Source organism: Blautia sp. AF34-10, assembly GCF_003477865.1.
In the GTDB taxonomy this organism is placed as follows: domain Bacteria; phylum Bacillota; class Clostridia; order Lachnospirales; family Lachnospiraceae; genus Fusicatenibacter; species Fusicatenibacter saccharivorans.
This window is the reverse complement of record NZ_QUED01000001.1, coordinates 175,502-201,417: the sequence shown is the minus strand read 5'-3', so window position 1 is coordinate 201,417 and position 25,916 is coordinate 175,502. Positions and strand designations below refer to the sequence as shown.

Below are 25,916 nucleotides of genomic sequence, written 5' to 3'. Positions count from 1 at the left end.
TTATCATTTTGCAAGGAGCATCATAATCTGATTGCTTCTGCTTACGAATTTTGTCATCTCGTCCGGAGAGAGCGGTTTGTGGCTGATCATTGCCAGATCATACAGCTGCTCGCAGAACAGGGATGTGTTGTCGTTCTCGCCATTCTTCAGAATGTACTGAACGAGCGGATGTTTTGCATTCAGGATCAGGGTTTCCTGTCCGCCGAACATGGACGGATCCATGCCGGTCATGCCATACATCTTCATCATATCCTGCATCCGGCGGCTCTCCTCGGAAAGCGTTACCATGGAGGATACATTTTCGTCTTTCAGGTTCTCAACTTTGACGGTCAGGTCTTTCTTGTCGAGGACTTTGCGGAAGAGATCGGTCAGAGCATTTGTAGCGTCGGTCAGATCCTCACCGGACTCGTCTTTCATATCGTTGGTCAGATCTGCATCGATGCGCTGGAAGGTTACATGCTCGTTGTAACGCTCTGCATGGGTGATGAAAGCGGAGTCGATGTTGTGTTTCAGGATGACAGCATCCATGCCCTGGCTGCGGAACATGTTGATGTACTGGCTCTGCTGAACTTCGTCGGTGACGTAGTAAACAGTCGTTTTTTCCGGCTCTTTCTTCTCGTCAGCGTTTTCCGTATTTTCGGTATTCTCCGTAGTTTCAGCCTTCTCCTCGGTGTTCTCTGCAGGAGCTTCTTCTTTCTTATTCTCGTTGATGCAGTCCTCAAGAGTCAGATATTTTCCGTCGATGTTCTTGAACAGAATATAGTCCATCATCTTTTTGGAGAATTTCTCGTCCTTGATGCATCCGTATTTGATGAATGGGTTGATATCATCCCAGTATTTCTCGTAATTCTCACGGTCGGTTTTGCACATGCCAGAGAGCTTGTCAGCGAATTTCTTGGAGATGTACTCGGAGATCTTCTTGACAAATCCGTCGTTCTGCAGTGCGCTTCGGGATACGTTCAGCGGCAGATCCGGGCAGTCGATGACGCCTTTTAAGAGCATCAGGTATTCCGGAATGACTTCTTTGATGTTGTCGGCAATAAATACCTGGTTGTTGTACAGCTTGATGGTTCCCTCGATGGAATCGTACTCGGTGTTGATACGCGGGAAGTAGAGGATACCTTTGAGGTTGAACGGATAGTCCATGTTCAGGTGGATCCAGAACAGCGGCTCGCGGTAGTCGTTGAAGACTTTGCGGTAGAATTCTTTATAATCCTCATCGCTGCACTCGTTTGGATGTTTGGTCCACAGCGGGTGGATATCACTGATGGAAACCGGGCGTTTGTTGATTTTTACTTTCTCTTTGGCCGGGGAAACTTCAACCTGCTCTTTCGTTCCGTCTTCTTTTTCTTTCTCTTCGTATTTTGCGTCCTCGTGGATGTGCTCTACGACAACGTCGTCGTCTTTTAATTCGCTTTCATCGATGGTCTCGTATTCCTGCGGCGCATTTGCTTTGGACAGGAAAATTTCAACCGGCATGAAGGAGCAGTATTTTTCCAGAACTTCGCGGACACGGTATTCGTTTGCGAATTCCAGGCAGTCCTCGTTCAGGAACAGAGTGATTTCGGTACCAACAGTTGTCTTGCTGCCCTCGGACATATCGTACTCGGTGCTTCCGTCACAGGTCCAGTGTACCGGGGTGGATCCTTCTTTATAAGAAAGAGAATCGATGTGAACTTCATCTGCTACCATGAAAGCAGAGTAGAAACCAAGACCGAAGTGGCCGATCATCTGATCTGAATTCGTTTTGTCTTTGTATTTCTCCAGAAATTCGGTAGCGCCGGAGAAGGCGATCTGGGTAATATATTCTTCGACTTCGTCTGCGGTCATACCGATACCGTTATCGATGAATTTTAAGGTTTTCTCATCCGGGTTTACAATCACCTGAATGGCTGCTTTGTAGTCATCCGGCAGAGTATATTCGCCCATGCCGTCGAGTTTTTTCAGTTTGGTGATGGCATCGCAGCCGTTGGAAACGAGCTCGCGGACGAAGATATCGTGGTCGGAATACATCCATTTTTTGATAATCGGGAAAATATTGTCGCTGTTGATTGAAAGATTTCCATGTTTCGCACTCATGAGAAACACACTCCTTTTCTTATAAAAATATTTTGATCCAGCAAAGCGGGGATATCATGCTTTTTTAGATGTCTGCAGCTTTTTTACTGCTCTGATAGTTATAGTAATACTGGCACAGGGAAAAGTCAAGGGAAAATTAGCACTCGAGAAAAAAGAGTGCTAACAGAACGACGGAAAGTATTGAATTTACTGGTATTACGGTACTTTCTAAACTTTTTGTAAAGTCTGATCAGAAGGGCTGCGCAGTTGTTTCTGGAGAATGGATATGCTACAATGAAAAAGCATAGAAGCGTTTCGAACAGAAAGATTCCGAGGGTACATAAAAGAAAAATGGAGGAAATACATGACAAATGCGACAAAGGCGGCGCTGGAAGCGTCATTAAAAAAGCTGCTTTTGAAAAAGCCGCTGGACAAAATTACGATCAACGATCTGACGACAGACTGCGGCATCAGCCGGATGGCGTTTTATTATCATTTTAAGGATATCTATGATCTTGTCGAATGGTCGTGCCTGGAGGATGCGACGCAGGCGCTGCAGGGAAAGAAAACGTATGAGACATGGCAGGAAGGCCTGCAGCAGATTTTTGAGGCAGTGCTCGAGAATAAACCATTTATTATGAATGTCTATCACTCTGTAAGCCGGGAGCAGATCGAAACATATCTCTTTCATCTGACGCACGATCTGCTGTACGGTGTCGTACAGGAAAAAGCAAAGGGAACCGGCATCTCCGAGGCGGATCAGAGTTTTATCGCAGATTTCTATAAGTATAGCTTTACCGGTGTCATGCTCGACTGGATCAAAGACGGAATGAAAGTGGATTACCATATGATTGCGGAAAAAATGCACCGCACGATGGAAGGAAATGTCGTCAATTCCATCCGAAATTTTGAAAAAAGAAATAAAATATAGTTACACTTTACAAAACAGGGCGGATGATAAAAATTTAATCATCCGCCCTGTTTTGTAAATGGAAAAGCGGGGAAAAATGAAGTAAGATTCAAATTGTCAACAGACAATGGCAACACAAATAGAAACTTGTAAAACAAAGAAAGCAGCATAACCTATACGAACCGGAAATTCGAAAAAACATTCCGGCAGTCGTATTTAGAAAAGAAAGGATGAACGTCTATGTCAAAAAAAGGATTAAAAGTCGGAATCGCATCAGCAGCAGTCATCGGAGCTGGAGCAGCAGTGCTGCAGGCAAAAAACAAGAGTGAAGCAAAAAAAGCAGCGGAGAAAACCACTGTAACATCAGAACCAAAGAATGATTACCGCAACACCGAGCGCGGAAAAGATAAGAAAAACAGCAAAGGCATTTATTACACCAACGGAAACTACGAAGCCTTCGCAAGACCGGAAAAACCGGAAGGCGTCGATGAGAAGAGCGCATACCTCGTAGGAAGCGGCCTCGCAGCCCTCGCAGCAGCGTGCTTCCTTGTAAGAGACGGCCAGATGAAAGGCGATCACATCCACATTCTGGAAGCCATGGACATCGCCGGCGGTGCCTGCGACGGTATCTACGATCCGACCCGCGGCTACATCATGAGAGGCGGCCGTGAGATGGAAAACCACTTCGAGTGCCTGTGGGATCTGTTCCACAGCATCCCGTCAATTGAGACACCTGGTGTATCCGTTCTTGATGAGTATTACTGGCTGAACAAAAAAGACCCGAACTACTCCCTGTGCCGTGCAACGAAGAACCGCGGCGAGGATGCCCATACCGACGGCAAGTTCAACCTGAGCCAGAAAGGCTGCATGGAGATCATGAAACTCTTCATGACAAGAGACGAGGATCTGTACGACAAGACGATCGAGGATGTTTTCGATGATGAAGTCTTCAATTCCACCTTCTGGCTGTACTGGAGAACGATGTTTGCATTTGAAAACTGGCATAGTGCACTGGAGATGAAGCTGTACTTCCAGCGGTTCATTCACCACATCGGCGGACTGCCGGACTTCTCCGCACTGAAATTCACGAAGTACAACCAGTATGAATCCCTGATTCTTCCGATGAAGAAATACCTCGAGGATGCCGGCGTAGACTTCCAGTTCAATACCGAAGTAACCAACGTTATCTTTGAAATCAACGATGGAAAGAAAGTAGCAAAAGCCATCGAGTGCAAGGTAAACGGCGTCGAGAAAGGCATCGTTCTCACCGAGAATGACCTCGTCTTCGTTACCAACGGAAGCTGCACCGAAGGCACGATCTACGGCGATCAGAACCATGCACCGAACGGTGATGCAGAGGTCCGCACGAGCGGCTGCTGGAGCCTGTGGAAAAACATTGCAAAACAGGATCCGTCCTTTGGACATCCAGAGAAATTCTGCTCCGATATTGCAAAGACAAACTGGGAATCCGCAACAATTACCACTCTCGACAATAAGATCATTCCGTATATCACCAATATCTGCAAACGTGATCCGAGAACCGGAAAGGTTGTTACCGGCGGTATCGTAAGCTGCCAGGATTCCAAGTGGCTTTTAAGCTGGACCATCAACCGTCAGGGACAGTTCAAAGAGCAGGATAAAGATAAGGTATGCGTATGGGTTTACAGCCTGTTCACCGATGTACCTGGCGACTATGTGAAGAAACCGATGAAAGAGTGCACTGGTAAAGAGATCACCGAAGAGTGGCTGTACCACCTCGGCGTGCCGGTTGACCAGATTCCGGAGCTGGCAGAGAACAGCGCTGTCTGCGTACCGACCATGATGCCGTACATCACCGCATTCTTTATGCCAAGAAGAAAGGGCGACCGCCCGGATGTCATCCCGGATGGCTGCGTCAACTTCGCATTCCTCGGACAGTTCGCTGAGACACCAAGAGATACCATCTTCACGACAGAGTATTCCGTTCGTACCGCAATGGAAGCTGTTTACGGACTCCTCGGCGTAGACCGCGGCGTGCCGGAAGTATGGGGCAGCGTTTACGATATCCGCGACCTGCTGGACAGCTCCGTGAAACTGATGGATGGAAAATCCCCGCTGGAAATCGAGCTTCCTGGACCGCTCAACCTGCTGAAAAAACCTCTGCTGAAACTGGTAGATGGAAATGTAGTTGGAGATCTCTTAAAAGAGCATGGAATTATCAAAGAGGATATGGTGAAATAAGAAATAGAAAATAAGTAAGAAATGCAATAAGACCTGCGCTTTCAAACGGCGCAGGTCTTATTGCGTTGCTATGTATGCTCTCAAACAATTAAGCAGATTTCTTCGTGAAAAACAGCGCGGCACAGACGGCGGCGATGCCTCCAGCGAGCTTTGCAACGAGAAGCGGCACGACAAAATCAGGATCGGTGCCGAACGTAAATCCCATATGTGCGGCGATGGTCGATGCGGCGGAGACGAGGAAAGCTGCGTTTACAATCTTTCCGCGCTCGTCCATTTTTTCCATCATTGTGATCGCCGGAACAGGGCTGACAATGCCCATCAGAAGGCCGGCGGCACTGCTGTCGTTCATGCCGGTTTTTCTTCCAATAAAAGAGAGCGGCTTTTTGAGCACCCGCTGTAAAAGCTCCGCCGTCGGAAGGCTGCCGAGCAGTACAATGCCGATGGACGAGACGACCGCCATCGCGTCCTCCAGCGGCGCAAGGTCCGGGAGCAGCGAAAAGCCGGTCATATAGCAGAACGCGCCCGCGATGAGGCCGATCGTCGTCAGAAGCCGGATCACATCTGCAAATACCGTGAACGCGCGCACGGTCTGCTCCGGAAAACGCCAGATGCCGAACATCAGCAGAAAGCAGAAGAGGAGCACCGGGAGCGACTGAAGTACGATCTGCAGAAAAGAGAGTCCTGAGAGCAGTCCGCCGACGATCATCGTGACGGGAAGCGTGCCCGTGCCGATCAGCATGCCGCGGGAGAAAAAGAGGCGGTCGCCGCTTTTCAGCATTCCCATGCCGACCGGAATCGTAAAGGTGATGGTACAGCCAAGCGTCGCCGCAATCACAAGTCCTGCGTAGCGCACCATCTCCTGCGATGCCGAAAGCTCTCCGGCGAGCTGGTAGCCGCCCATGTCAATGGCGAGAATGCCGGCGAGAAGTCCCGCATCCAGCCCCAAAAAGTTCCAGATGGGAACGAGGGCGAAACGGAGAAAGCGGGAGAGCAGCGGGGTGAGGCAGATGATGCCCGACATGGAAAGTGCCGTCGGTCCAAGCAGCGTAAAGCCCTCCTCAAACCGTTTTCCAAGTCCGAAGCGATTGCCAGCGATCCGGTCGACACCGCCGAGTACCGCGCCGACTGCCATGATCCACATAATAATCTGATTCATAAAAAGAGAACCTTTCTAAATAAGTATTTTGTCTTTATATCTGTTCTTCAAATGCAATTTCATTTTTCAGCAGAAACTGGCGGACTTCCTCATCGAAGACGCGGTCGAGCGACTTGTCCATCGTAAAGATTTTGAGGGAAGTTCCGGTGGTAAGTAAGAGTTTTCCGTCCTTATACTGAAAATTCAGAAAGCATCCAAACACGTTCTCTATTTCCAGCGGCAGCGCATGGTCCGCGATCATTTTTTCGCACGCCGCCTGCGGAAGCTGAAACACAAATTTGAACTGCAGGGGTGTCCGTTTTCCTTTGATGACGGAATAGCAGAACGATTTCACATCTTTCCAGAGAAGCCGCGTCCGCCCTTTTTCTTTTAAGAGCTGCGCGTCATCGGGATCGAAAAAGTCCGTGTGAAGACTGCCGTCGATGGAGAACGTCGTAAACGTTGTGATCGACGCCTCGGAGACGGGAAAGCGGTCAAATGTCTCGAGACGGAGCAGAGTGTTCATAAAATTCTTTAACTGTGTAATCTGCAGGATAATCATCCGTAGTTAAAACCAGCCTTTCTTTTTAAAATACCAAATTTCAACAGCAACAATGAGAATACAGACGCCGATCAGGATGAAGTACGCATACGGGGCAGAAAGCTCAGGCATATGCGTAAAATTCATGCCGTACCAGCCGGCGATCAGGGAAAGCGGGAAAAAGATCGTCGAGACGACCGTCAGAATCCGCATCGTATCGTTCTGACGCAGGTCGATCTGCGCCTGCTGCATCTCGCGGATCTGCAGGGCGTACTCCCGCAGCATCTGGGTGTGGTCGTACAAACGGTCCACGCGGTTTCCAAGGCGCGAAAACTGACGGGCGCATTCCGGGGGAAGAAAGTGATTTTCGTCCTCGGAGAGTATTTCGCACATGTCGAGAAGCTGCTGGTAATAGGCATGGAACACGAGCAGCTCCCGACGAATCGTGATCAGGGTCCGCTGCAGCTCTTTTGGCAGAGTGTCGAGAAGAGACTCCTCGATTGTCGCGAGGCGCTTCTCAAAATTCTGCAGATAGAGCATATCCTCCTGGATCAGCGATTCCAGAAACGAGAAAAACAGGTGGAAGACATCGGAAGTATCGAGCGGTTCTTCCGGGAAGAGGAGGCTCTGCAAAGCCGGAAGTGTCTGTTCGTCGGCTGCCAGAATAAGCTGCCCCCGGTCGAGATAAAACGCAAGCGAGAATGCAAGGTGAAGCGGATGCGTCTTGTCCGGGACGGCAAGCGATCCGACCAGGCAGTCAGGCAGCAGCTCTGCGCGGCAGTATTCGATGCGCTCCGGCTGCAGACTGCGCCGGAAAAGAGAAAATCCGGGCAGCGCCGCGCAGGCTTTGGAAGCTTCCGAAAACGAAAGCAGGGAAAGCCGGACCGAATCCGAAAAAGTCCATTCCATACGTACCACCTCCTGAAAATAAGCAATGGAAAAATATCCATAAACAAAAAAGCCGTATGACCGTAGTATACCGCAAAAGGGGAGTGCGACAAGAAAAGGAAAAAACTTTTAACGGAAAAACTTTTATTGGGAAAAAACTTTTTGCAATGGAGCACTAAGTGTGTTATGATAAAATGTAGTTATCAAAACTACATGACAAAATATCAAAAAATTCACTGTGTCGAATTCGTCCCTAGTTCAGGAAGGTTTGAAAAAGAGCGGTGATTGGAAATACGAAACGTCCGCAGTGAGAAAAAGCGGAATCAAGTTTGGAGGGACAAAATATATGAGTTTTCACATTGTTGCAGACAGCTGCTGTGAACTGACAGCAGATATGAAAAAAAGAGGAAATATTGAAATTGCACCGCTGACACTGGAAGTCGGCGGCGAATCCATTCTGGATGACGAAACATTTGATCAGAAGTCATTCCTAAGAAAAGTGGCGGAGTGCCCGGAATGCCCAAAATCCGCATGCCCGTCTCCGGAGTATTTCCGCACGGCATTTCTGAACGGGGCAAAGCACTGCTATGCGGTAACGCTTTCCGCACAGCTCAGCGGATCTTATAACAGTGCAGTGCTTGGAGCCAACCTGGCACAGGAAGAAGATGAGGATCTGAAAATTCATGTGTTTAATTCCAGAAGTGCATCCATCGGTGAGACACTGATTGTGAAAAAAATCGTGGAGTGTGAAGAAGCCGGTATGAGCTTTGAACGTGTAGTTGAGACAGTAGAACTCTACATCAGCACACAGCATACCTATTTTGTGCTGGAAAATCTCGAAACGTTGCGGAAAAACGGGCGCCTTTCCAAAACAAAAGCACTTGTTGCATCCGCGCTTAAGATCAAACCGGTTATGGGAGCCACATCGGAGGGCGATATCGTACAGCTCGATCAGGCGCGCGGCATCAACAAAGCACTGATGAAAATGGTCGATGCCATTGTAAATGACGCACAGCATGTAGAAAACAAAACGCTTGCCATCTCTCATTGCAACTGCCCGGAGCGCGCCGAGATGGTAAAAGAAGCCCTTCTGGAGCGCCTTGCGGTACAGGATGTCTTCGTACTCGATACCCAGGGCGTCAGCAGTATGTATGCAAATGACGGCGGAATTATCATTGCATTATAACTTTTCTCTTCCCTTTTTGTTGAAAATGTAGTATAATTTTCAACATGTTTGAAAGTGCCGCCGAGCACTTTTTAGAAATCAAAGGAGAAGTAGAACCATGAGTCAGGAAAAAGTTGACCGCTATAAAAAGGAAAAAGCGAACCGTGAGAAAATCATGAGACGTGAAAGATGGATCACGAGACTGGAAGTTACCGCTTTCGTCGTTGTTCTGGCTACCCTGATCGGCTGGTTCTCCGTTGCTGTTTACCAGAACTCGGTAGCAGAGAAAAAGGCGAACCGCACGACAGAAACCACAACGATGAACGTGACGGATATTCAGAATTATCTGAGCGAGACCAACACATCCAGCGACAGCAGTGCAGATGACACCAGCGACAGCTCTGATGCTTCCGATACATCTTCGGACAGCACAGCAGATACGGCAAGTGACAGCACAGCAGATTCCATCAGCGAAAGTACAGCGGAATAAGCAGAATTGTTAAAGAAAGTAAAAGCGCTTACCACAGACGGGAAAATCCCGGAGTGATAAGCGCTTTTGTTATAGAGATTTATAGCAATCCCAGAAAATAATGCAAAAAATTCAGCACCGCAGAGCGTGAATTACTGCGTCACAGATTTTCGTCGTACCCCGGTACGCCTTCAAATCTGTTCCTTGCAATTCGCGCTCTGCAGCACTGCCTTTTTTGCATTATTTTCGGGTCTTGCTATAGAAAAAACTATGAGAAACACGCTCCGCGAGTTTCTCAAGTTATCGCGGCAGTCGCCAAGGTCTCGTGCAGGCACGGACTTTGACTCGTTGTCCGCGTAAATTAAAAAACCGGAGGACATACATCCTCCGGCCTTTCGCTTATGGTTAATTAGCATTTAACAACGTTGGAAGCCTGCATTCCGCGAGCACCCTCGGTAAGATCGTAAGTAACCGCCTGACCTTCGTCAAGAGTTTTGAATCCTTCACCCTGGATAGCGGAGAAATGTACGAATACATCGTTTCCGTCTTCGCCTGTGATGAAGCCATAGCCCTTCTCTGCGTTAAACCATTTCACTGTTCCCTTGTTCATTGTGAGTTACCTCCATAAAATTAAAAAATAAGCATGATGTGGGAATGCATATGTTCCCCCATAAGCGAGTGAACTTTTGATAAAAAAATTCACTAGCTATTACAGATTATATTGAAGGTGAATGCTAATATAATCTCTAATAGCTAGTGACCACGTATTACATCTCAACATCTTCTCGATTGAGACCATTATAATCTTGCAAATCAAAAAAGTCAAGAAAAAACTCTTTATTTCAGGAAAGATTTCGTGTATTATAAAAAGGAATAAATGGTCGGACGACGGCCAGAAGAAAAGAAAGGATCAGAGAACGTAAGATGAGTATCTTAATCAAAAATGGACAGGTCATCGACCCGGCCACCCAAAAAGACGAAATCAGTGATGTTCTGATCGAAAACGGCGTTATTACACGGGTTGAAAAAGGAATCCGCGTAAAAGATGCGCAGGTAATAGATGCAAAAGGCTGCTATGTAATGCCTGGCATCATCGATATGCATGTACATCTCCGCGACCCGGGGCAGACATATAAAGAAGATATTGAAAGCGGTTCGAAAGCAGCAGCAAAAGGAGGCGTGACAACGCTGGTAGCGATGCCGAATACAAAACCGGTCATCGACAGCCCGGACCGCGTCAACTATGTAACGATCAAAGCAGACCGTTTTTCTCCGATTAATGTACTGCAGGCAGGCGCCATCACAGTAGGACAGAAGGGTGAAGAGCTCGCCGATATCGAGGGCATGGTAAAAGCCGGCATCCCGGCGATCAGCGAGGACGGAAAATCCGTTATGAACGCGCTGCTCTACAAAGAGGCCATGGAGATTGCCGCAGAGAAAAACATTCCGGTGCTGGCTCACTGCGAGGACAAGAACCTCGTAAACGGCGGCTGCATGAATGAGGATGCAAACTCGAGAGAGTGGCATCTGCCGGGCATCACAAACTCCGTAGAGAACACGATTGTTGCAAGAGATATCGTACTTGCCGCAGAGACAGGTGCACACCTGCATCTGTGTCACTGCTCGACCAAAGAGAGCGTGGATATGGTGCGTGAGGCGAGAAAGGCCGGCGTTTCGATTTCCGCCGAGGTCTGCCCGCATCACTTTACCCTCTGTAGCGACGACATCGTAAAGGGCGACACCAACTACAAGATGAATCCGCCGCTCCGTACGAAAGAGGATCTCGAGGCACTGCGCCAGGGTCTGAAAGACGATGTCTTCGATGTCATCAGCACCGATCATGCACCGCATGCGCTGACCGAGAAACAGGAGTCCTTCAAGAAAGCTCCGTTCGGCATCGTCGGACTGGAGACGAGCGTGGCTCTTACCATCACCGAACTTGTGGATACCGAGATCATCACCCCGATGCAGATGGCGGAGAAGATGAGCTACAATCCGGCAAAAATCCTGCACCTGGACAAGAAAGGTTCTCTTGCACCCGGCATGGACGCCGATGTGGTTATCATCGATCCGGAAGCAGAGTATGTGATCGATCCGAAGGAGTTTGTTTCCAAGGGCAAAAACACTCCGTTCGGCGGCAAGAAAGTCAAAGGAAAAGTTATGGCTACCGTATGCGGCGGCAAGATTGTATACGAAGCTGAGTAATTTCTATAAGAAAAAACAGAAGAGGGAGAGTAAGCAGATGATTAACAAACTGATTGCAAACATTAAAAAAACAAATGCACCGATCGTCGTAGGTCTGGACCCGATGCTGAACTATGTGCCGGAGCACGTACAGAAAAAGGCATTTGCCGAGTACGGAGAGACACTCGAAGGAGCTGCAGAGGCCGTTTGGCAGTTCAATAAAGCGATTGTCGACGCAACATACGATCTGATTCCGGCTGTAAAACCGCAGGTTGCCATGTATGAGCAGTTCGGCGTTCCGGGAATGGCAGCATATGAGAAGACCGTTTCCTACTGCCAGGAAAAGGGTCTCGTTGTCATCGGCGATATCAAACGAGGCGATATCGGTTCTACTTCTGAGGCGTATGCAGTCGGCCACCTCGGCCACGTGCAGGTGGGAAGCAAATCCTACGCCGGATTCCATGAGGATTTTGCAACTGTCAATCCGTATCTTGGATCTGACGGCGTAAAACCGTTCATCAAGGTCTGCAAAGAGGAGAAAAAAGGTATCTTTGTTCTGGTAAAAACCTCGAACCCGTCCAGCGGCGAGTTCCAGGACCGCATCATCGACGGACGTCCGCTGTATGAGTGGGTCGGCGAGCAGGTTGCCGCGTGGGGCGAGGAGCACATGGGCGATGATTACAGCTATGTGGGAGCTGTTGTCGGCGCTACGTACCCGGAGATGGGCAAGGTGCTGCGTAAGGTAATGCCGAAATCCTACATCCTGGTACCGGGCTACGGTGCACAGGGCGGAAAAGGAAAAGACCTCGTTCACTTCTTCAATGAGGACGGACTGGGTGCAATCGTAAACTCTTCGAGAGGTATTATCGCTGCTTACAAACAGGAAAAATATGCCGAGTTTGGCACTGAGAACTTTGCGGATGCTTCGAGAGCAGCTGTAAAGGATATGGTTGAGGATATCAGCGGGGCGCTTGCTGCTGCAAAATAAGAATACAGGGTGAAAAGCTCAGAAGGTCTGCCGGGTAGATGTTATGTCCGCCGGAGGAAATTTTGGGCTTTTCGCCGATTCAAGAAAATAAAAGGAGTGTTCAGCTTATGAAAATCAAGGAATGCTGTACTGTGGAAAGTCAGGAGTGCATTGCAAAAGGAATTTACAGCATGTGGATTTCCACGAAAGTGATTGCGAAAGAGGCGAAGGCCGGCCAGTTTATTTCTCTGTTTTCGAAGGACGGCAGCCGTCTTCTGCCGCGTCCGATTTCTCTTTGTGAGATCGACCGAGAGGGAGGAAGACTTCGGATTGTCTACCGTGTGGCAGGTGCAGGAACGGAGGAGTTTTCGCATCTGAAAGCGGGGGATGAGGTTGATATTTTAGGGCCGCTTGGAAATGGATTCCCGATCGAGGAAGGTAAGGGAAAACGTGTGATGCTGATGGGCGGCGGTATCGGTGTTCCGCCGATGCTGCAGACGGCGAAGGATCTTGGAACGGACACGATCATCTGCTGTGGTTACCGCGATGAGTTGTTCTTAAATGAGGAGTTTGCTGCGGCAGGCGATCTTCATATTGCAACGGAGGACGGAAGTGCCGGTGTGAAGGGCAATGTGATGGATGCGGTGCGCGAGGATCATCTGGAAGCAGATGTAATTTTTGCCTGCGGTCCGGCTCCGATGCTGCGTGCGATTAAGGCGTACGGTCTGGAAAAGGGAATTCCATGCTGGATTTCGATGGAAGAGAAGATGGCGTGCGGCGTTGGCGCATGTCTTGCGTGTGTCTGCCAGTCGACTGAGGTGGATGGTCATTCACATGTGCACAACAAGCGGATCTGCAAGGACGGACCTGTCTTTTTAAGTACGGAAATTGAGCTGTAAGTGACGCGAGGAGGAGAAAAAGCGATGAAGACAAGTGTGAATCTGGCGGGTGTGGAACTGAAGAATCCGGTTATGACGGCATCTGGTACGTTTGGCTCTGGCGCGGAGTACAGTGAGTTTGTGGATTTGAAGGAGCTTGGCGCGGTTGTGACGAAGGGTGTTGCGAATGTGCCGTGGCCGGGGAATCCGACGCCGCGTATTGCGGAGGTTTACGGCGGAATGCTGAATGCGATCGGGCTGCAGAATCCTGGTATTGATGTGTTCTGTGAGAGGGATATTCCGTTTTTGAAACAGTTTGACACGAAGATTGTGGTGAATGTGTGTGGACGGACGACGGAGGATTACTGTGAGGTTGTGGAGCGATTGACTTCGGAGCCGGTGGATCTGCTGGAGATTAATATTTCGTGCCCGAATGTGAAGGAGGGCGGTATTGCGTTTGGACAGGATCCGAAGGCGGTGGAGGCGATCACCAGAGAAGTTAAAAAATATGCGAAGCAGCCGATTATTATGAAATTGAGCCCGAATGTGACGGATATTACGGAGATGGCGCGGGCTGCGGAAGCCGGCGGGGCGGATGTGCTGTCGCTGATCAATACGCTTACTGGGATGAAGATTGATATTGAACGGCAGAAGTTTGCGATTGCGAATAAGACTGGCGGTATGTCGGGGCCGGCGGTGAAGCCGATTGCGGTGCGGATGGTGTATCAGGTGGCGCAGGCAGTGAAAGTGCCGATTATTGGTATGGGCGGTATTGCGTCGGCGGAGGATGCGCTGGAGTTTATTCTGGCGGGGGCTACGGCGGTTTCGATTGGGACGGCGAATTTCTTTAATCCGTATGCGACTGTTGAAACGGTTCGCGGTATCGAAGAGTATATGAGAAGGCATAAGGTTGACGATATTAATTCGCTGATCGGGGCGGTGAGATAAGACGGACGGCCTCGAGCGGCTTCGCATCTGCGGTGCGGCGGGCGAGAAAAAGAGGGCGGAACTGTGGCTCAGAATGGGTACAGGGAAACGGGAACCATCCCATTTTCCTGCACCTGTTCCGGACTCATAGTTTCTGCCCTCTTTTTCTATGCCCGCCACACGGCAGGCGCAAATTCCAGTGAGGTCTGGTTGTGTGGAGCTGAAACGAAGTAGGTCTGGATCCGCCGGGGGCGGATCGGCGTGAGAGTGTTGTGGTGGGTGCATAGTATATAGAAAATGGAAGGTGGTATGTGAGATGAAGTATGGGATCATTAAAGTGAAGCGGGCGTTTTTGTATGAGGAGAATGGGGTTGATGTGGTGGATGAGGTGTTTTTTGGATGGAGCGTGATGTGGGAAGATGAGGGGGAGTGGATTGAGGTTTGGACGCATTATGGGTATCGGGGGTGGATGGAGAGGAATTTGATTGAGGAGAAAAGCAGGGAGTGGATGGAGGAGAGGGAAAAGGCAGGGAATACGTATGTGGTGACACGCGGGTTTGCGGATGTGATGAGAGGAGCGCGGGTGCAGGCGCGGATGTTGGAGACACTGGGACGGGGGTGTTTTGTGGAGAAAATGGAGGAGACGGAGAATGGGTATTGCAGGGTGAAGCTGGCGAATGAGATCAGTGGGTTTGTGCCGGAGGTGGCATTAAGAAAAAGACTGGATTCGGATCGGTTTTTGTGGGGAAAATCGGAAGAGAGGTTTTTTGTGGAGCAGGGGATTCCGAAGGGGTGGTCGGAAGAGAAGTTTCGGAGGAAGGTTGTGGAGTGTGCGAAGGGGTATCTTGGATGCCAGTACCGGTGGGGCGGGAAGGCGGCGGATGGGATTGACTGTTCGGGTGTGGTGTTTATGGTGTATTTGATGAATGGGGTTTTGATTTGGCGGGATTCGGATATCAGGGAAGGGTATCCGATGAAGCGATCTGGAGAGAAGGGGAGGAGATGTGTCTGGTGGAGGAACGGGCGAAGGCCGGGGATCTGCTGTTCTGGAGGGGGCATGTGGGGATGTATCTGGGGGACGGCAGGTATCTGCACTGTACGGGGCATGAGAGGGTGTTTGGGTGCAGGGTGAATAGTCTGCGGAGAGGGGATGAGGATTTTCGGAAGGATCTGGCGGAGGCGCTGAAAGTGGTTGGGAGTGTTTTTTCGTGAAATATCTGGAAGCGGAAAGCGATCATATGATACAGTCCGGCGATTTTCCGACGAGTCTTATTATGGCGGACTGCAATTATCTGAAGCGGACGAACGACACGCTGGGCCACGAGTACGGTGATCTGCTGCTGCAGCGGACGGCACGGAAGTAAATAAGACATATATAATTGACATCAGGAAATATCATTTTTGTATTGGTAATCCCTGAAAAAGTTTGTTATAATAATAACAAAGTCGAAAACAAAAGACAAAAGGCGGCTTAAACAGAGAGTGGAAAAACAGAAAAATCTGCTGATCTGATCTGCCGGAGCCGCCTGATCAGAAGCAAAACAAGAAAGGGGTTCTGAACAATGGCAAGATTTACATTACCAAGAGATTTATACCACGGAAAGGGTGCTTTAGAGGCACTGAAAACATTTGAGGGAAAACGCGCAATGGTCTGTGTAGGCGGCGGTTCCATGAAACGCTTCGGTTTCCTGGATCGTGCAGTGGATTACCTGAAAGAGGCTGGCATGGAAGTACAGCTTTTCGAAGGAATTGAGTCTGACCCGTCTGTAGAGACGGTTATGCGCGGTGCAAAAGCGATGGAAGAGTTCCAGCCGGACTGGATCGTAGCAATGGGCGGCGGATCTCCAATCGACGCAGCAAAGGCAATGTGGATCAAATACGAGTATCCGGACATCACCTTCGAGGAGATGTGCAAAGTATTCGGAATGCCGAAACTTCGTAAGAAAGCTCACTTCTGTGCAATTTCTTCGACATCAGGAACGGCAACGGAGGTAACCGCATTCGCAGTTATCACCGACTATGAAAAAGGTATCAAATACCCGCTGGCAGACTTCGAGATCACACCGGATGTCGCAATTGTTGACCCGGATCTGGCAGAGACCATGCCGCAGAAGTTAGTTGCTCACACCGGTATGGACGCTATGACGCATGCGATCGAGGCATACGTTTCCACTGCAAACTGTGACTTTACCGATCCGCTGGCTCTGTATGCGATCCGTATGATCCAGGCAGATCTTGTAGATTCCTACAACGGAGATATGGCAAAACGTGACAGCATGCACAACGCACAGTGTCTCGCTGGTATGGCATTCTCCAACGCACTGCTTGGTATCGTTCACTCCATGGCACACAAAACAGGCGCAGCATTCGCTGATTACGGCGCTCACCTGATCCATGGAGCAGCAAATGCCATGTATCTGCCGAAAGTTATCGCTTTCAATGCAAAAGATGAGACCGCAGCAAAACGTTACGCAGTCATCGCTGACGAGATGAAACTGGGCGGCGAGACAACCGAAGAGAAAATCAAACTTCTCATCGCTTATCTGCGCGGCATGAACGACAAACTGAACATTCCGCAGTGCATCAAGAACTACGGAAAAGACAGCTATCCGACCGAGCAGGGATTCGTTCCGGAAGACGTATTCCTGGAGAGACTGCACGACATCGCCGTAAATGCCATCGCCGATGCCTGCACCGGATCCAACCCGAGACAGCCATCTGTTGAGAGATGGAAAAACTGCTGAAATGCTGCTACTATGATACAGAAGTAGATTTCTAAAAAGAAAACATATCAAAATCTCTCCGTTCTCTGGGCGGAGGGATTTTTTGCGTTAGAGAATAAAATTTATCCTCTTCCAGCAAGAAGACTCCGACCTCTAAGGTGAGAGATGAATTGCGTCCGTTATCTTCTTGATATTGGGTTCTAATCATGGTATAATAGAATCAGTCGAATAGAAGAAAGGGGGTCGAAATACAATGGATTTGGATAATAATGCACATTCAGTGTTTTTACTGCACTATCATCTTGTTCTTGTGGTTAAGTACCGCAGACAGGTTTTTGATGACGCAATTTCCGGCAGGGCAAAAGAGATCTTTGCGTATATTGCTCCAAATTACAATATCACCCTTGAAGAATGGAATCACGATAAAGACCATGTGCATATACTTTTCAAGGCCCACCCCAATACGGAAATAAGCAAGTTCATAAACGCATATAAAAGTGCAAGCAGCAGACTTTTGAAAAAAGAATTCCCGCAGATAAAGAAAAAGCTGTGGAAAGAACATTTCTGGAGTCAGAGTTTTTGCCTGCTTACAACGGGCGGTGCCCCGATTGAAGTAATCCAAAAATACATCGAAAGTCAGGGACAAACGGATCGAAAAAGGAAGTGACCAACATGGCAAACAAAGCATATAAATTCAGAATATACCCCGATGATGCGCAGAAAGTTTTGTTTGCCAGAACGTTCGGCTGTGTCCGAATGGTGTACAACCATTGGCTTGCCAGAAAAATCAGGCAGTATGAGGAGAACAAAACCACGGTAACCTACACGGTTTGTGCAAAAGAAATGGCTGAAATGAAGAAAACAGAAGCATACGCATTTTTGAGGGAAGTAGACAGTGTCGCATTACAACAATCGCTTCGGCATCTTGATACGGCATTTCAGAATTTTTTCAAACAGCCGAAGACAGGTTTTCCAAAGTTTAAATCTAAAAAACAGAATAAAAAGAGCTATTCAACGATCTGTATCAACGGAAACATCGCCATATTGAATGGATATTTGAAATTGCCGAAAGCCGGCCAGGTCCGGTTAAAACAACACAGAGCTGTTCCGAAAGAATACAAATTAAAATCTGTAACAGTAAGCCAGACACCAGGCGGAAAATATTATGCAAGTATTCTTTTTGAGTACGAAAATCAAGTACAGGAAAAAGAGATGCGGCGTTTTCTGGGGTTAGATTTTTCCATGCATGAATTATATCGTGACAGCAACGGGAATGAACCTGCATATCCGAAGTATTACAGGAATGCAGAGGAAAAATTAGCGAGGGAGCAGCGCAGACTTTCCAAAATGCAGAAAGGTTCGAACAACCGTAGCAGGCAGAGAATCAAGGTGGCAAAACTCCACGAAAAGGTTTCCAGTCAACGAAAGGATTTTCTGCATAAGCTGTCGAGGCAGACAGCAGATGCTTATGATTGTGTATGTATAGAATCCTTAGATATGAAAGCAATGTCACAGATGCTGAACTTTGGAAAATCTGTTTCAGATAACGGGTGGGGAATGTTCACAGGGTTCTTGAAATACAAACTTGAGGAACAGGGTAAAAAGCTTGTGAAGGTGGACAAATTTTTCGCCAGCAGTCAGATTTGTTCCGTTTGTGGTTACAGGAACGCAGAGACAAAAAATCTTGCGGTCAGAGAGTGGGATTGTCCGCAGTGTGGAACCCATCACGACAGAGATGTAAATGCGGCTGTCAATATCAGAAATGAGGGAATGCGGCTGGTAGTGGCATGACCGTAACGTAATATAATAAAACCGTGGGACACACGGGGATAGCTCGCCTATGCTTAGCACATTGGTGCTATCGAACGAGAACCAAACCTACCGAGGTTAGGGAAGCCCCCACCTCTACAGGTAGGGGAGGATGTCACGTTTTTTATGCGAAATCCTGTGTCTGGACTGGAAAAACAGAGGCGTTTATGGTAGTATAGAAAAGAATAGAAGTAAAAACGGGCGGCATTGCGAAAAAAGATGCCTTCCCCTGAAAATATGGAGGAAAAAAGATGGAACAGTACAAGCAGGAGTTTATCGAGTTTATGGTCGAGAGCCAGGTATTAAAATTTGGAGAGTTCACTCTGAAAAGCGGAAGAAAATCCCCGTTCTTCATGAATGCGGGCGCTTACGTAACCGGAAGCCAGTTAAAACGTCTCGGCGAGTATTATGCAAAAGCAATCCATGACAATTATGGACTGGATTTCGACGTTCTGTTTGGACCGGCCTACAAAGGAATCCCGCTCAGCGTTGTAACCGCTATTGCGATTCATGATCTCTACGGTGTGGAAGTACGTTACTGCTCCAACCGGAAAGAAGCAAAAGACCACGGCGGAGATGCAGGACTGCTGCTTGGAAGCAAAATTAAAGACGGCGACCGCGTTGTCATCATCGAGGATGTTACCACCTCCGGAAAATCCATCGAGGAGACGTTCCCGATCATCCAGGCACAGGGCAATGTGGAGATCAAAGGTCTGATGGTATCCTTAAACCGTATGGAGCGCGGAAAAGGCGACAAGAGCGCACTTGAGGAAATCCAGGAAACCTATGGCTTCCCGGCAAATGCCATTGTAACCATGGAGGATGTCATCACCTATCTGTACAACCGTCCATGCCAGGGCAAAATCCAGATCGATGACAAGATGAAGGCTGCCATTGATGCTTATTATGAGGAGTACGGTGTCAAATAAGACGTGGTACACTTGAAAAAAGGAGTTTTGCACGATGAATGAAAAAATCTATAAAACCATGGGACGTGTCGGCGGCGGAAATATCGCCATGGGCGCAGTACTGGTTGTGGTAGGGGTAGCAACCGGTGTCCTGATGATCGTAAGCGGAGCAGGTCTGCTGAAACGACGCGGGGAAATTATGTTTTAAGAAAAATGCCGGAATATTTTGGAAGCGCATGCGCCGAAGAGGTATTCCGGCGTTTCTGATACCACGCAGAAAGGGGAAACAAAGATGAAGCAGGAGACGAAAGCCAGAATCCGCGTTGTGGGACGGATTTTATTTCTGGTGTATCTTCTTGCGCTCGTTTATTTTCTGTTTTTTGCAGAAGAATACGGGAGAAGAAACTTTTTTGAACTGGATTACCGTTACAATCTGGTGCCGTTTCAGGAAATCAGACGGTTCTGGATTTACCGCGAAAAGGTGGGATTCCTTGCCGCATTTTTAAATCTGGCGGGCAATGTGATCGGTTTTCTGCCGTTCGGCTTTATCGTTCCGGTGATGCACAAAAAAATGGAGAGTTTCTGGAAAGTATCGCTTCTTGGTTTTATGTTCAGCCTCTGCGTGGAGACGATTCAGCTCATCACGAAGGTGGGCTGCTTTGATGTAGATGATCTGATCCTGAATACGCTTGGAGCCATGATCGGCTGCGGCGCATTCCTGATCTGCAATAAATTCAGGAGATGGAAATATGGCGAGGAAGAAGTATAATTACAATTTTGTCCGGAAGCCGTCGGAAGGCGGAAAGGAAGCTCTCTATATGGCAGGTGCTTCGGTCTTTCTGTTTCTGCTGGCTTCGGTCGTATCGTTTGCGTTCCGCGGAAACGGAGGCATTTTTCTCGGAGCAGCGGGACTGTTCTCATTCCTTCTGTCGGGATACGGCTTCTATGTGGGAATGAAGAGCTTTAAAGAAGAACAGGTCAGCCACAGAATGTCGGTTCTCGGCTCGATTACGAGCGGCGGCATGCTGGTCGCATGGCTGGCACTGTTTCTGATCGGTGTGAGATAAATGTACTCTCGTAAAATCAAGCGCAGAAAGACTCCGGGAGTACATATAAAAGAAAAGGGGAAAAAGATGGATCGCGAACGTTTTGAAAAACAGCTGAATTTTATTCTGGAGATTGATAAAGAAAAACAGATCCTGCGCCAGACGCACATCCGCGGCTATTCGCGCCAGGAGGACGACGCGGAGCACGCATGGCACATGGCGGTGATGGCATTTCTGCTGCAGGAATATTCGAATGAGAAAATCGACATCGGCAGAACGATGCTCATGCTGCTGATCCATGACCTCGTGGAGATTGATGCAGGCGACACGTATGCGTACGACGCGGAGGCAAACAAAACAAAAGACGAGAGAGAACACAAAGCGGCCGAGCGCATCTACGGCCTGCTGCCGGAGGATCAGGGAAAAATGCTGATGGATCTCTGGCTCGAGTTCGAAGCGTATGAGACACCGGAAGCGCGCTTTGCCCATGTGATGGACAATTTCCAGCCGCTGCTTTTAAATCATGAGAACGATGGAAAAGACTGGACCCGCCACAATGTGCGGATTTCCCAGCCGTTAAAACGAAACGAGAAGACGACGACCGGCTCCGAGGAGATCTGGAGTTATATGGAAGAGATTCTCGAACAGAGTATCCGGGATGGAAAAATTATTGACGACCGGGAAGAAAAACAGGAATAAGTTAAGAAGAATGAGGGGCAGATCTGCCCCTCGTAACAGTTAAAGAGAAACAGAAAGGGATTTTTTTATGACGGATGAATTATTAAACGAGCGGTATGCGCTTGCAATTGAGCGGATCCGCCAGATTCCGGCGGAAAAAAGCGTTCCGCAGCCGTACCGCGATTTTTTTGCACAGATGGCACAGTACCTCTGCAAAATGGACCAGATCCGGAGCAGAATCGCAGAAGGATATCTAAAAACAGCATCCGAGGAAGAGCTGGCTGTTTTTAACCGTGAGCCGTATGAAGATGTGATCGGGGAGTGGTATGAGACCTCCTACGGAAACCCGGCGTTTGCCGTGCGGGCACTTGGTGAAATGCATGGAAGGAGCCTCTGCTGCCTGTACCGGGAGCTGGGAAATGCTGTTGTCTGGGTCTATGAGGACCGCCTGCTGGAGCTGACTGCGGCGATGGAGCTGTATCTCGAGTTGTATGCGATGTTCGAGGAGGAGACGCTGCCGTCCGCGCAGTATGTAAAAGAGAGCATTTACTGGTATGTGAGCGATTACGCCGAGGAGCGCCAGGAATGCCAGGTGCGCGAAATCGTCGACCCGTCGCTGCACTTTGTGAAGGATATTGTGATGGAATCTGATCTGACGGATCTGCGGTATCTGTACCAGTACGGCGAATATATCACCGAAAATGAGAAGGGTACAGCCCGCTTTTTAAATACGTTCAGCCAGGAAGAAATCGACGCGATGGCACGCACCTACACAGAAGGCTTCCGCAAGTGCTTTCTCGTGGCGCGAAAAGATCTGTCGAAAAAGAAGACAGTCAGCATCCGCTTCCACATCGGTTTTGAGCGCATGATCCGTGCGGCAATATTACAGTTCCGCGAGATGGGACTCGAGCCGGTGATTTCCCGCGGCGCGCGGAGAACGTGGGTTGCCGGTGCGTCTGCGAATAAGCAGTATGACTACGATCACCGGAACGATGAGGCGCTGTATCTCAACGAGGATCTCGTGAAGAGACGGCTCCGCGCGATGCAGGTGAAATACGACGAGTACAAAGAACTGGCGGACGGCTATGCCGGCCCTGCCGTGGTGGAAACCTTCGGCGAAGTTCCGTTTGAGCCAGTAAATAAAAAACAGGCACTGCACTTAAACGAGCGCCAGCAAAAGCTCCGTGTCGGTTTCCAGAACGAGGCGGGCCAGATTGTAAACCGCTATATCAAGGATGACGAGTACGGCTACACGATCATCGCCTACCCGATGCCGGAGATCGATCCGCGCTACGAAAAAATTTTTTGTGAGATCGTAAAGATCAACACGCTCGATTACGAAAAATACCAGCGCATCCAGCAGTACCTGATCGATGCGCTCGACGAGGGTGTTTCCGTGCATGTGCTTGGAAAAGGAGAGAACAGAACGGATCTGCGCGTGATGCTGCATCATCTGAACGATCCTGCGAAAGAGACGAATTTCGAGAACTGTGTTGCCGACTGCAATATTCCGGTCGGAGAGGTCTTTACTTCCCCGAGTCTTACCGGCACGACAGGCGTGCTCCATGTGACGGGAGTCTACCTGAACGAGCTGTATTACCGCGATCTCTGCCTGACGCTGACTGACGGCATGATCACCGCGTATGACTGCGCAAACTTCGAAAAAGAAGAGGACAATCGTACTTATATAGAAGAAAACCTGCTGTATCACCACAGGACGCTGCCGATCGGTGAGTTTGCCATCGGAACGAACACGACGGCGTACGTGATGGCAGAGCAGTACGGCATCGCCGGAAAACTGCCGATCCTGATCGCAGAGAAGATGGGCCCGCATTTTGCGATGGGCGACACCTGCTACGCCTGGGCGGAGGACAGCCCGATGTACAACCCGGACGGAAAAGAAGTAATCGCGCGCGAGAACGAGGTTTCGGCAAAACGGAAAGAAGATCCGTCGAAAGCATACTTCGGATGCCACACGGACATCACGATTCCGTACCGCGAACTGCAGTCGGTTGCGGTCGAAAAAGCAGACGGAACGACGATCCCTCTCATTGAGGACGGACGCTTCGTCCTGCCGGGAACGGAAGAATTAAATGAACCTTTTGGCTGATTATGGGTTGACATTTCTGCGCCTGCTTAGTATATTATAAGCAGAACTGAATGATTAAAACATAAATATAAGCATAACTAATGAATAACGCTTAGAACAGTTAATCAGAAAAGGAGAACAACATGGCTAAAGTAGGAATGTGATGGGCAGCGACTCTGATATGCCGGTAATGAGCAAAGCAGCCGACATGCTGGAAAAATTTGGAATTGAGTACGAGATGAAAATCATCTCCGCACACCGCGAGCCGGATGTATTTTTCGAATATGCAAAAACCGCAGAGGAGAAAGGCTTCAAGGTTATCATTGCAGGCGCAGGTATGGCAGCTCATCTGCCGGGTATGTGCGCAGCTATTTTCCCAATGCCGGTCATCGGAATTCCGATGCATACCACATCGCTTGGAGGTCGTGATTCCCTGTACTCCATCGTACAGATGCCGAGCGGCATTCCGGTAGCAACCGTTGCCATTAATGGCGGTGCCAATGCCGGAATCCTGGCAGCAAAGATTCTTGCAACTTCCGATCCGGAACTGCTTGCAAAACTGAAAGCATATACACAGGAAATGAAAGAGCAGGTTGAGGCAAAAGACGCAAAACTGCAGGAAACAGGATACCGTAACTACAGTAAATAAAAACAAAGGACAAGGGAGGTTCACCATGGATTACAAGAACGCAGGAGTAGATATTGAAGCTGGATACAAATCAGTAGAATTAATGAAAGAGCATGTAAAGAAAACCATGCGCCCAGAGGTATTAGGCGGCCTTGGCGGTTTTTCCGGCGCTTTTTCCCTGGCAAAAATCAAAGAAATGGAAGAGCCGGTGCTGCTTTCCGGTACAGACGGATGCGGAACCAAGGTGAAGCTCGCCATGATTCTTGATAAACACGACACCATCGGCATTGATGCCGTTGCCATGTGTGTGAACGATATCGCATGTGCCGGCGGAGAACCGCTGTTCTTCCTCGACTACATCGCATGCGGAAAGAACTATCCGGAGAAGATCGCTTCGATCGTAAAAGGCGTTGCAGAAGGCTGTCTGCAGTCCGATGCGGCACTGATCGGCGGTGAGACCGCAGAGCATCCGGGCCTGATGCCGGAGGATGAGTACGATCTGGCAGGTTTTGCTGTCGGCGTATGTGACAAGAAAGACATGATTACCGGTGAAAATCTGGCAGCCGGAGACGTACTGATCGGCATGGCTTCCACCGGCGTTCACAGCAACGGATTTTCTCTTGTCCGCAAAGTTTTCGATATGACAAAAGATTCTTTAAATACATACTATGATGAGCTCGGCGCAACCCTCGGCGAGACCCTGCTTGCACCGACCCGGATCTATGTAAAAGCACTCCGTGCGATCAAAGATGCCGGCGTAACCGTAAAAGCGTGCAGCCACATCACCGGAGGCGGCTTCTACGAGAACATTCCGCGTATGCTCAAAGACAACACCGTAGCCGTTGTACAGAAAGACAGCTACACCGTACCGCCGATCTTCGATCTGATGGCAAAGAAGGGCAATATTGACGAGCAGATGATGTACAACACCTTCAACATGGGTATCGGAATGGTACTGGCCGTTGATCCGGAGGATGTAGATGCAGCCATGAAAGCCATCCGTTCCACCGGCGATACTCCGTATGTGATCGGACATATTGAAAACGGAGAAAAAGGAGTACAGTTATGCTAAGATTAGCAGTTCTCGTCTCCGGCGGCGGCACGAACCTGCAGGCGATTCTGGATGCGATTGACGAGGGAACCATCACAAACGCGGAGGTTTCTGTTGTCATCAGCAACAATGCAGGAGCGTATGCGCTGGAGCGTGCGAAAAAGAAGGAGATTGATGCGGTATGCCTTTCCCCGAAGACCTTTGCATCGAGAGAAGCATTCAACGAGGCACTGCTGGCGAAACTGCAGTCGTACAACGTCGATCTCGTTGTGCTCGCAGGATGCCTGGTTGTGATCCCGCAGAGCATTGTGGATGCTTATCCGAATAAGATCATCAACATTCATCCGTCCCTCATTCCGTCGTTCTGCGGAACGGGCTATTACGGACTGAAAGTGCACGAGGGCGTATTATCCCGCGGCGTCAAAGTGACGGGAGCGACGGTTCATTTTGTGGACGGCGGAACAGACACCGGCCCGATTATTCTGCAGAAGGCAGTCGAAGTGCACGAGGGCGATACACCGAAGACACTGCAGCAGCGCGTCATGGAAGAGGCCGAGTGGGTCATCATGCCGCGTGCGATTGATCTGATTGCAAACGGAAAAGTAACGGTAGAAGACGGACACGTAAAGATAAAGGAGTAAG

25 protein-coding genes and 3 pseudogenes are annotated in these 25,916 nt (G+C 49.1%); 23 read left to right on the top strand and 5 right to left on the bottom strand.

From position 1 onward, the window contains the following. Positions 1 to 3: 3 nt before the first annotated feature. A complete protein-coding gene (gene htpG, locus DWZ60_RS01005) occupies positions 4 to 2,079 on the bottom strand; it encodes a molecular chaperone HtpG (RefSeq protein ID WP_117804318.1) in 2,076 nt (691 codons plus the stop codon). A gap of 343 nt (positions 2,080 to 2,422) precedes the next feature. On the opposite strand from htpG, the gene DWZ60_RS01000 reads away from it, so the two are divergent. Continuing rightward, a complete protein-coding gene (locus DWZ60_RS01000; RefSeq protein ID WP_022461989.1) occupies positions 2,423 to 2,989 on the top strand; it encodes a TetR-like C-terminal domain-containing protein in 567 nt (188 codons plus the stop codon). A gap of 219 nt (positions 2,990 to 3,208) precedes the next feature. Continuing rightward, the gene (locus DWZ60_RS00995; protein WP_119221132.1) at positions 3,209 to 5,188 is read left to right on the top strand and encodes an oleate hydratase; all 1,980 of its coding nucleotides are present in this window, start codon (positions 3,209 to 3,211) and stop codon (positions 5,186 to 5,188) included. 88 nt (positions 5,189 to 5,276) lie between these two features. On the opposite strand, the gene DWZ60_RS00990 is transcribed toward DWZ60_RS00995, so the two are convergent. From DWZ60_RS00990 to DWZ60_RS00980, 3 genes are read right to left on the bottom strand one after another with little or no spacing between them, the layout of a single operon-like run. Further along, positions 5,277 to 6,344 carry an ethanolamine utilization protein EutH gene (locus DWZ60_RS00990; protein ID WP_118666973.1) on the bottom strand — a complete coding sequence of 356 codons (1,068 nt, stop codon included), beginning with the start codon at positions 6,342 to 6,344 and terminating at the stop codon, positions 5,277 to 5,279. Positions 6,345 to 6,378: 34 nt separating this feature from the next. After that, positions 6,379 to 6,885 (bottom strand): DUF5721 family protein, encoded by a 507-nt coding sequence (locus DWZ60_RS00985; RefSeq protein WP_055221274.1) that lies wholly within the window; start codon positions 6,883 to 6,885, stop codon positions 6,379 to 6,381. Positions 6,886 to 6,891: 6 nt separating this feature from the next. Then, a complete protein-coding gene (locus DWZ60_RS00980) occupies positions 6,892 to 7,773 on the bottom strand; it encodes a magnesium transporter CorA family protein (protein WP_022461993.1) in 882 nt (293 codons plus the stop codon). 325 nt (positions 7,774 to 8,098) lie between these two features. On the opposite strand from DWZ60_RS00980, the gene DWZ60_RS00975 reads away from it, so the two are divergent. Both DWZ60_RS00975 and DWZ60_RS00970 read left to right on the top strand, forming a co-directional pair. Further along, the gene (locus DWZ60_RS00975; RefSeq protein WP_022461994.1) at positions 8,099 to 8,938 is read left to right on the top strand and encodes a DegV family protein; all 840 of its coding nucleotides are present in this window, start codon (positions 8,099 to 8,101) and stop codon (positions 8,936 to 8,938) included. Positions 8,939 to 9,035: 97 nt separating this feature from the next. Beyond that, a complete protein-coding gene (locus tag DWZ60_RS00970; protein WP_117509733.1) occupies positions 9,036 to 9,407 on the top strand; it encodes a hypothetical protein in 372 nt (123 codons plus the stop codon). 388 nt (positions 9,408 to 9,795) lie between these two features. Here DWZ60_RS00970 and DWZ60_RS00960 read toward each other — a convergent pair whose 3' ends face one another. Then, entirely contained in the window at positions 9,796 to 9,996 is a 201-nt protein-coding gene (locus tag DWZ60_RS00960; RefSeq protein WP_022461996.1) for a cold-shock protein, read from the bottom strand. 314 nt (positions 9,997 to 10,310) lie between these two features. Between DWZ60_RS00960 and DWZ60_RS00955 the strand changes: the two genes are divergently transcribed. The 19 genes and pseudogenes from DWZ60_RS00955 (at position 10,311) to purN (ending at position 25,915) form a co-directional block, all read left to right on the top strand. After that, positions 10,311 to 11,591 (top strand): dihydroorotase, encoded by a 1,281-nt coding sequence (locus tag DWZ60_RS00955; protein ID WP_117509731.1) that lies wholly within the window; start codon positions 10,311 to 10,313, stop codon positions 11,589 to 11,591. A 37-nt stretch (positions 11,592 to 11,628) separates the two neighbouring features. Further along, positions 11,629 to 12,558, top strand: coding sequence for an orotidine-5'-phosphate decarboxylase (gene pyrF / locus DWZ60_RS00950; protein WP_022461998.1), 930 nt, complete (start codon positions 11,629 to 11,631; stop codon positions 12,556 to 12,558). A gap of 107 nt (positions 12,559 to 12,665) precedes the next feature. Continuing rightward, positions 12,666 to 13,436 carry a dihydroorotate dehydrogenase electron transfer subunit gene (locus tag DWZ60_RS00945; RefSeq protein ID WP_022461999.1) on the top strand — a complete coding sequence of 257 codons (771 nt, stop codon included), beginning with the start codon at positions 12,666 to 12,668 and terminating at the stop codon, positions 13,434 to 13,436. A gap of 24 nt (positions 13,437 to 13,460) precedes the next feature. Next, positions 13,461 to 14,363, top strand: coding sequence for a dihydroorotate dehydrogenase (locus DWZ60_RS00940; protein WP_022462000.1), 903 nt, complete (start codon positions 13,461 to 13,463; stop codon positions 14,361 to 14,363). A 295-nt stretch (positions 14,364 to 14,658) separates the two neighbouring features. Further along, positions 14,659 to 15,291, top strand: a pseudogene (locus DWZ60_RS00935) (NlpC/P60 family protein); the annotation flags it as partial. 53 nt (positions 15,292 to 15,344) lie between these two features. Next, on the top strand, positions 15,345 to 15,554 hold the full coding sequence (locus DWZ60_RS21030; RefSeq protein WP_119199219.1) for an NlpC/P60 family protein: 210 nt from the start codon (positions 15,345 to 15,347) through the stop codon (positions 15,552 to 15,554). Beyond that, the gene (locus tag DWZ60_RS00925) at positions 15,551 to 15,706 is read left to right on the top strand and encodes a diguanylate cyclase domain-containing protein (RefSeq protein ID WP_022462003.1); all 156 of its coding nucleotides are present in this window, start codon (positions 15,551 to 15,553) and stop codon (positions 15,704 to 15,706) included. The genes DWZ60_RS21030 and DWZ60_RS00925 overlap by 4 nt, the downstream gene beginning before the upstream one ends. Before the next feature lie 198 nt (positions 15,707 to 15,904). Beyond that, positions 15,905 to 17,121, top strand: a pseudogene (locus DWZ60_RS00920) (iron-containing alcohol dehydrogenase). 197 nt (positions 17,122 to 17,318) lie between these two features. Continuing rightward, positions 17,319 to 17,732, top strand: coding sequence for an IS200/IS605 family transposase (gene tnpA, locus DWZ60_RS00915; RefSeq protein ID WP_022462005.1), 414 nt, complete (start codon positions 17,319 to 17,321; stop codon positions 17,730 to 17,732). A 5-nt stretch (positions 17,733 to 17,737) separates the two neighbouring features. Beyond that, positions 17,738 to 18,856, top strand: a complete 1,119-nt coding sequence (gene tnpB, locus DWZ60_RS00910) for an IS200/IS605 family element RNA-guided endonuclease TnpB (protein ID WP_022462006.1) — start codon at positions 17,738 to 17,740, stop codon at positions 18,854 to 18,856. 269 nt (positions 18,857 to 19,125) lie between these two features. After that, complete coding sequence (pyrE, locus tag DWZ60_RS00905; protein ID WP_022462007.1) at positions 19,126 to 19,803, top strand: orotate phosphoribosyltransferase; 678 nt, start codon at positions 19,126 to 19,128, stop codon at positions 19,801 to 19,803. A 34-nt stretch (positions 19,804 to 19,837) separates the two neighbouring features. After that, positions 19,838 to 19,990, top strand: a complete 153-nt coding sequence (locus DWZ60_RS17395; RefSeq protein ID WP_055221261.1) for a hypothetical protein — start codon at positions 19,838 to 19,840, stop codon at positions 19,988 to 19,990. Positions 19,991 to 20,074: 84 nt separating this feature from the next. Then, entirely contained in the window at positions 20,075 to 20,551 is a 477-nt protein-coding gene (locus DWZ60_RS00900; protein WP_055227152.1) for a VanZ family protein, read from the top strand. After that, positions 20,532 to 20,849 (top strand): hypothetical protein, encoded by a 318-nt coding sequence (locus tag DWZ60_RS00895; protein WP_022462010.1) that lies wholly within the window; start codon positions 20,532 to 20,534, stop codon positions 20,847 to 20,849. The genes DWZ60_RS00900 and DWZ60_RS00895 overlap by 20 nt, the downstream gene beginning before the upstream one ends. A gap of 66 nt (positions 20,850 to 20,915) precedes the next feature. Next, positions 20,916 to 21,527, top strand: a complete 612-nt coding sequence (locus tag DWZ60_RS00890; RefSeq protein ID WP_022462011.1) for an HD domain-containing protein — start codon at positions 20,916 to 20,918, stop codon at positions 21,525 to 21,527. Between the two features lie 67 nt (positions 21,528 to 21,594). After that, a complete protein-coding gene (locus DWZ60_RS00885) occupies positions 21,595 to 23,616 on the top strand; it encodes an aminopeptidase (protein ID WP_119221129.1) in 2,022 nt (673 codons plus the stop codon). A 122-nt stretch (positions 23,617 to 23,738) separates the two neighbouring features. Beyond that, positions 23,739 to 24,244 (top strand): annotated as a pseudogene (gene purE / locus DWZ60_RS00880) (5-(carboxyamino)imidazole ribonucleotide mutase). 25 nt (positions 24,245 to 24,269) lie between these two features. Beyond that, complete coding sequence (gene purM, locus DWZ60_RS00875) at positions 24,270 to 25,295, top strand: phosphoribosylformylglycinamidine cyclo-ligase (protein ID WP_055221253.1); 1,026 nt, start codon at positions 24,270 to 24,272, stop codon at positions 25,293 to 25,295. Next, on the top strand, positions 25,289 to 25,915 hold the full coding sequence (gene purN / locus DWZ60_RS00870) for a phosphoribosylglycinamide formyltransferase (RefSeq protein ID WP_119221128.1): 627 nt from the start codon (positions 25,289 to 25,291) through the stop codon (positions 25,913 to 25,915). Before purM ends, purN begins: the two co-directional genes overlap by 7 nt. Position 25,916: the final 1 nt, after the last annotated feature.

Excerpts from the sequence above, each read along its gene's own strand:
- DWZ60_RS00960 (WP_022461996.1), bottom strand. The coding sequence starts at position 9,996 with ATGAACAAGGGAACAGTGAAATGGTTTAACGCAGAGAAGGGCTATGGC.
- DWZ60_RS00985 (WP_055221274.1), bottom strand. The coding sequence starts at position 6,885 with ATGATTATCCTGCAGATTACACAGTTAAAGAATTTTATGAACACTCTG.
- pyrF (WP_022461998.1), top strand. The coding sequence starts at position 11,629 with ATGATTAACAAACTGATTGCAAACATTAAAAAAACAAATGCACCGATC.
- purM (WP_055221253.1), top strand. The coding sequence starts at position 24,270 with ATGGATTACAAGAACGCAGGAGTAGATATTGAAGCTGGATACAAATCA.
- purN (WP_119221128.1), top strand. The coding sequence starts at position 25,289 with ATGCTAAGATTAGCAGTTCTCGTCTCCGGCGGCGGCACGAACCTGCAG.
- htpG (WP_117804318.1), bottom strand. The coding sequence starts at position 2,079 with ATGAGTGCGAAACATGGAAATCTTTCAATCAACAGCGACAATATTTTC.
- DWZ60_RS00900 (WP_055227152.1), top strand. The coding sequence starts at position 20,075 with ATGAAGCAGGAGACGAAAGCCAGAATCCGCGTTGTGGGACGGATTTTA.
- DWZ60_RS00995 (WP_119221132.1), top strand. The coding sequence starts at position 3,209 with ATGTCAAAAAAAGGATTAAAAGTCGGAATCGCATCAGCAGCAGTCATC.
- DWZ60_RS01000 (WP_022461989.1), top strand. The coding sequence starts at position 2,423 with ATGACAAATGCGACAAAGGCGGCGCTGGAAGCGTCATTAAAAAAGCTG.
- DWZ60_RS00895 (WP_022462010.1), top strand. The coding sequence starts at position 20,532 with ATGGCGAGGAAGAAGTATAATTACAATTTTGTCCGGAAGCCGTCGGAA.
- tnpB (WP_022462006.1), top strand. The coding sequence starts at position 17,738 with ATGGCAAACAAAGCATATAAATTCAGAATATACCCCGATGATGCGCAG.
- pyrE (WP_022462007.1), top strand. The coding sequence starts at position 19,126 with ATGGAACAGTACAAGCAGGAGTTTATCGAGTTTATGGTCGAGAGCCAG.
- DWZ60_RS00940 (WP_022462000.1), top strand. The coding sequence starts at position 13,461 with ATGAAGACAAGTGTGAATCTGGCGGGTGTGGAACTGAAGAATCCGGTT.
- DWZ60_RS00990 (WP_118666973.1), bottom strand. The coding sequence starts at position 6,344 with ATGAATCAGATTATTATGTGGATCATGGCAGTCGGCGCGGTACTCGGC.
- DWZ60_RS00970 (WP_117509733.1), top strand. The coding sequence starts at position 9,036 with ATGAGTCAGGAAAAAGTTGACCGCTATAAAAAGGAAAAAGCGAACCGT.
- DWZ60_RS00890 (WP_022462011.1), top strand. The coding sequence starts at position 20,916 with ATGGATCGCGAACGTTTTGAAAAACAGCTGAATTTTATTCTGGAGATT.
- DWZ60_RS00885 (WP_119221129.1), top strand. The coding sequence starts at position 21,595 with ATGACGGATGAATTATTAAACGAGCGGTATGCGCTTGCAATTGAGCGG.
- DWZ60_RS17395 (WP_055221261.1), top strand. The coding sequence starts at position 19,838 with ATGAATGAAAAAATCTATAAAACCATGGGACGTGTCGGCGGCGGAAAT.
- DWZ60_RS00955 (WP_117509731.1), top strand. The coding sequence starts at position 10,311 with ATGAGTATCTTAATCAAAAATGGACAGGTCATCGACCCGGCCACCCAA.
- tnpA (WP_022462005.1), top strand. The coding sequence starts at position 17,319 with ATGGATTTGGATAATAATGCACATTCAGTGTTTTTACTGCACTATCAT.
- DWZ60_RS00945 (WP_022461999.1), top strand. The coding sequence starts at position 12,666 with ATGAAAATCAAGGAATGCTGTACTGTGGAAAGTCAGGAGTGCATTGCA.
- DWZ60_RS21030 (WP_119199219.1), top strand. The coding sequence starts at position 15,345 with ATGTGTCTGGTGGAGGAACGGGCGAAGGCCGGGGATCTGCTGTTCTGG.
- DWZ60_RS00980 (WP_022461993.1), bottom strand. The coding sequence starts at position 7,773 with ATGGAATGGACTTTTTCGGATTCGGTCCGGCTTTCCCTGCTTTCGTTT.
- DWZ60_RS00975 (WP_022461994.1), top strand. The coding sequence starts at position 8,099 with ATGAGTTTTCACATTGTTGCAGACAGCTGCTGTGAACTGACAGCAGAT.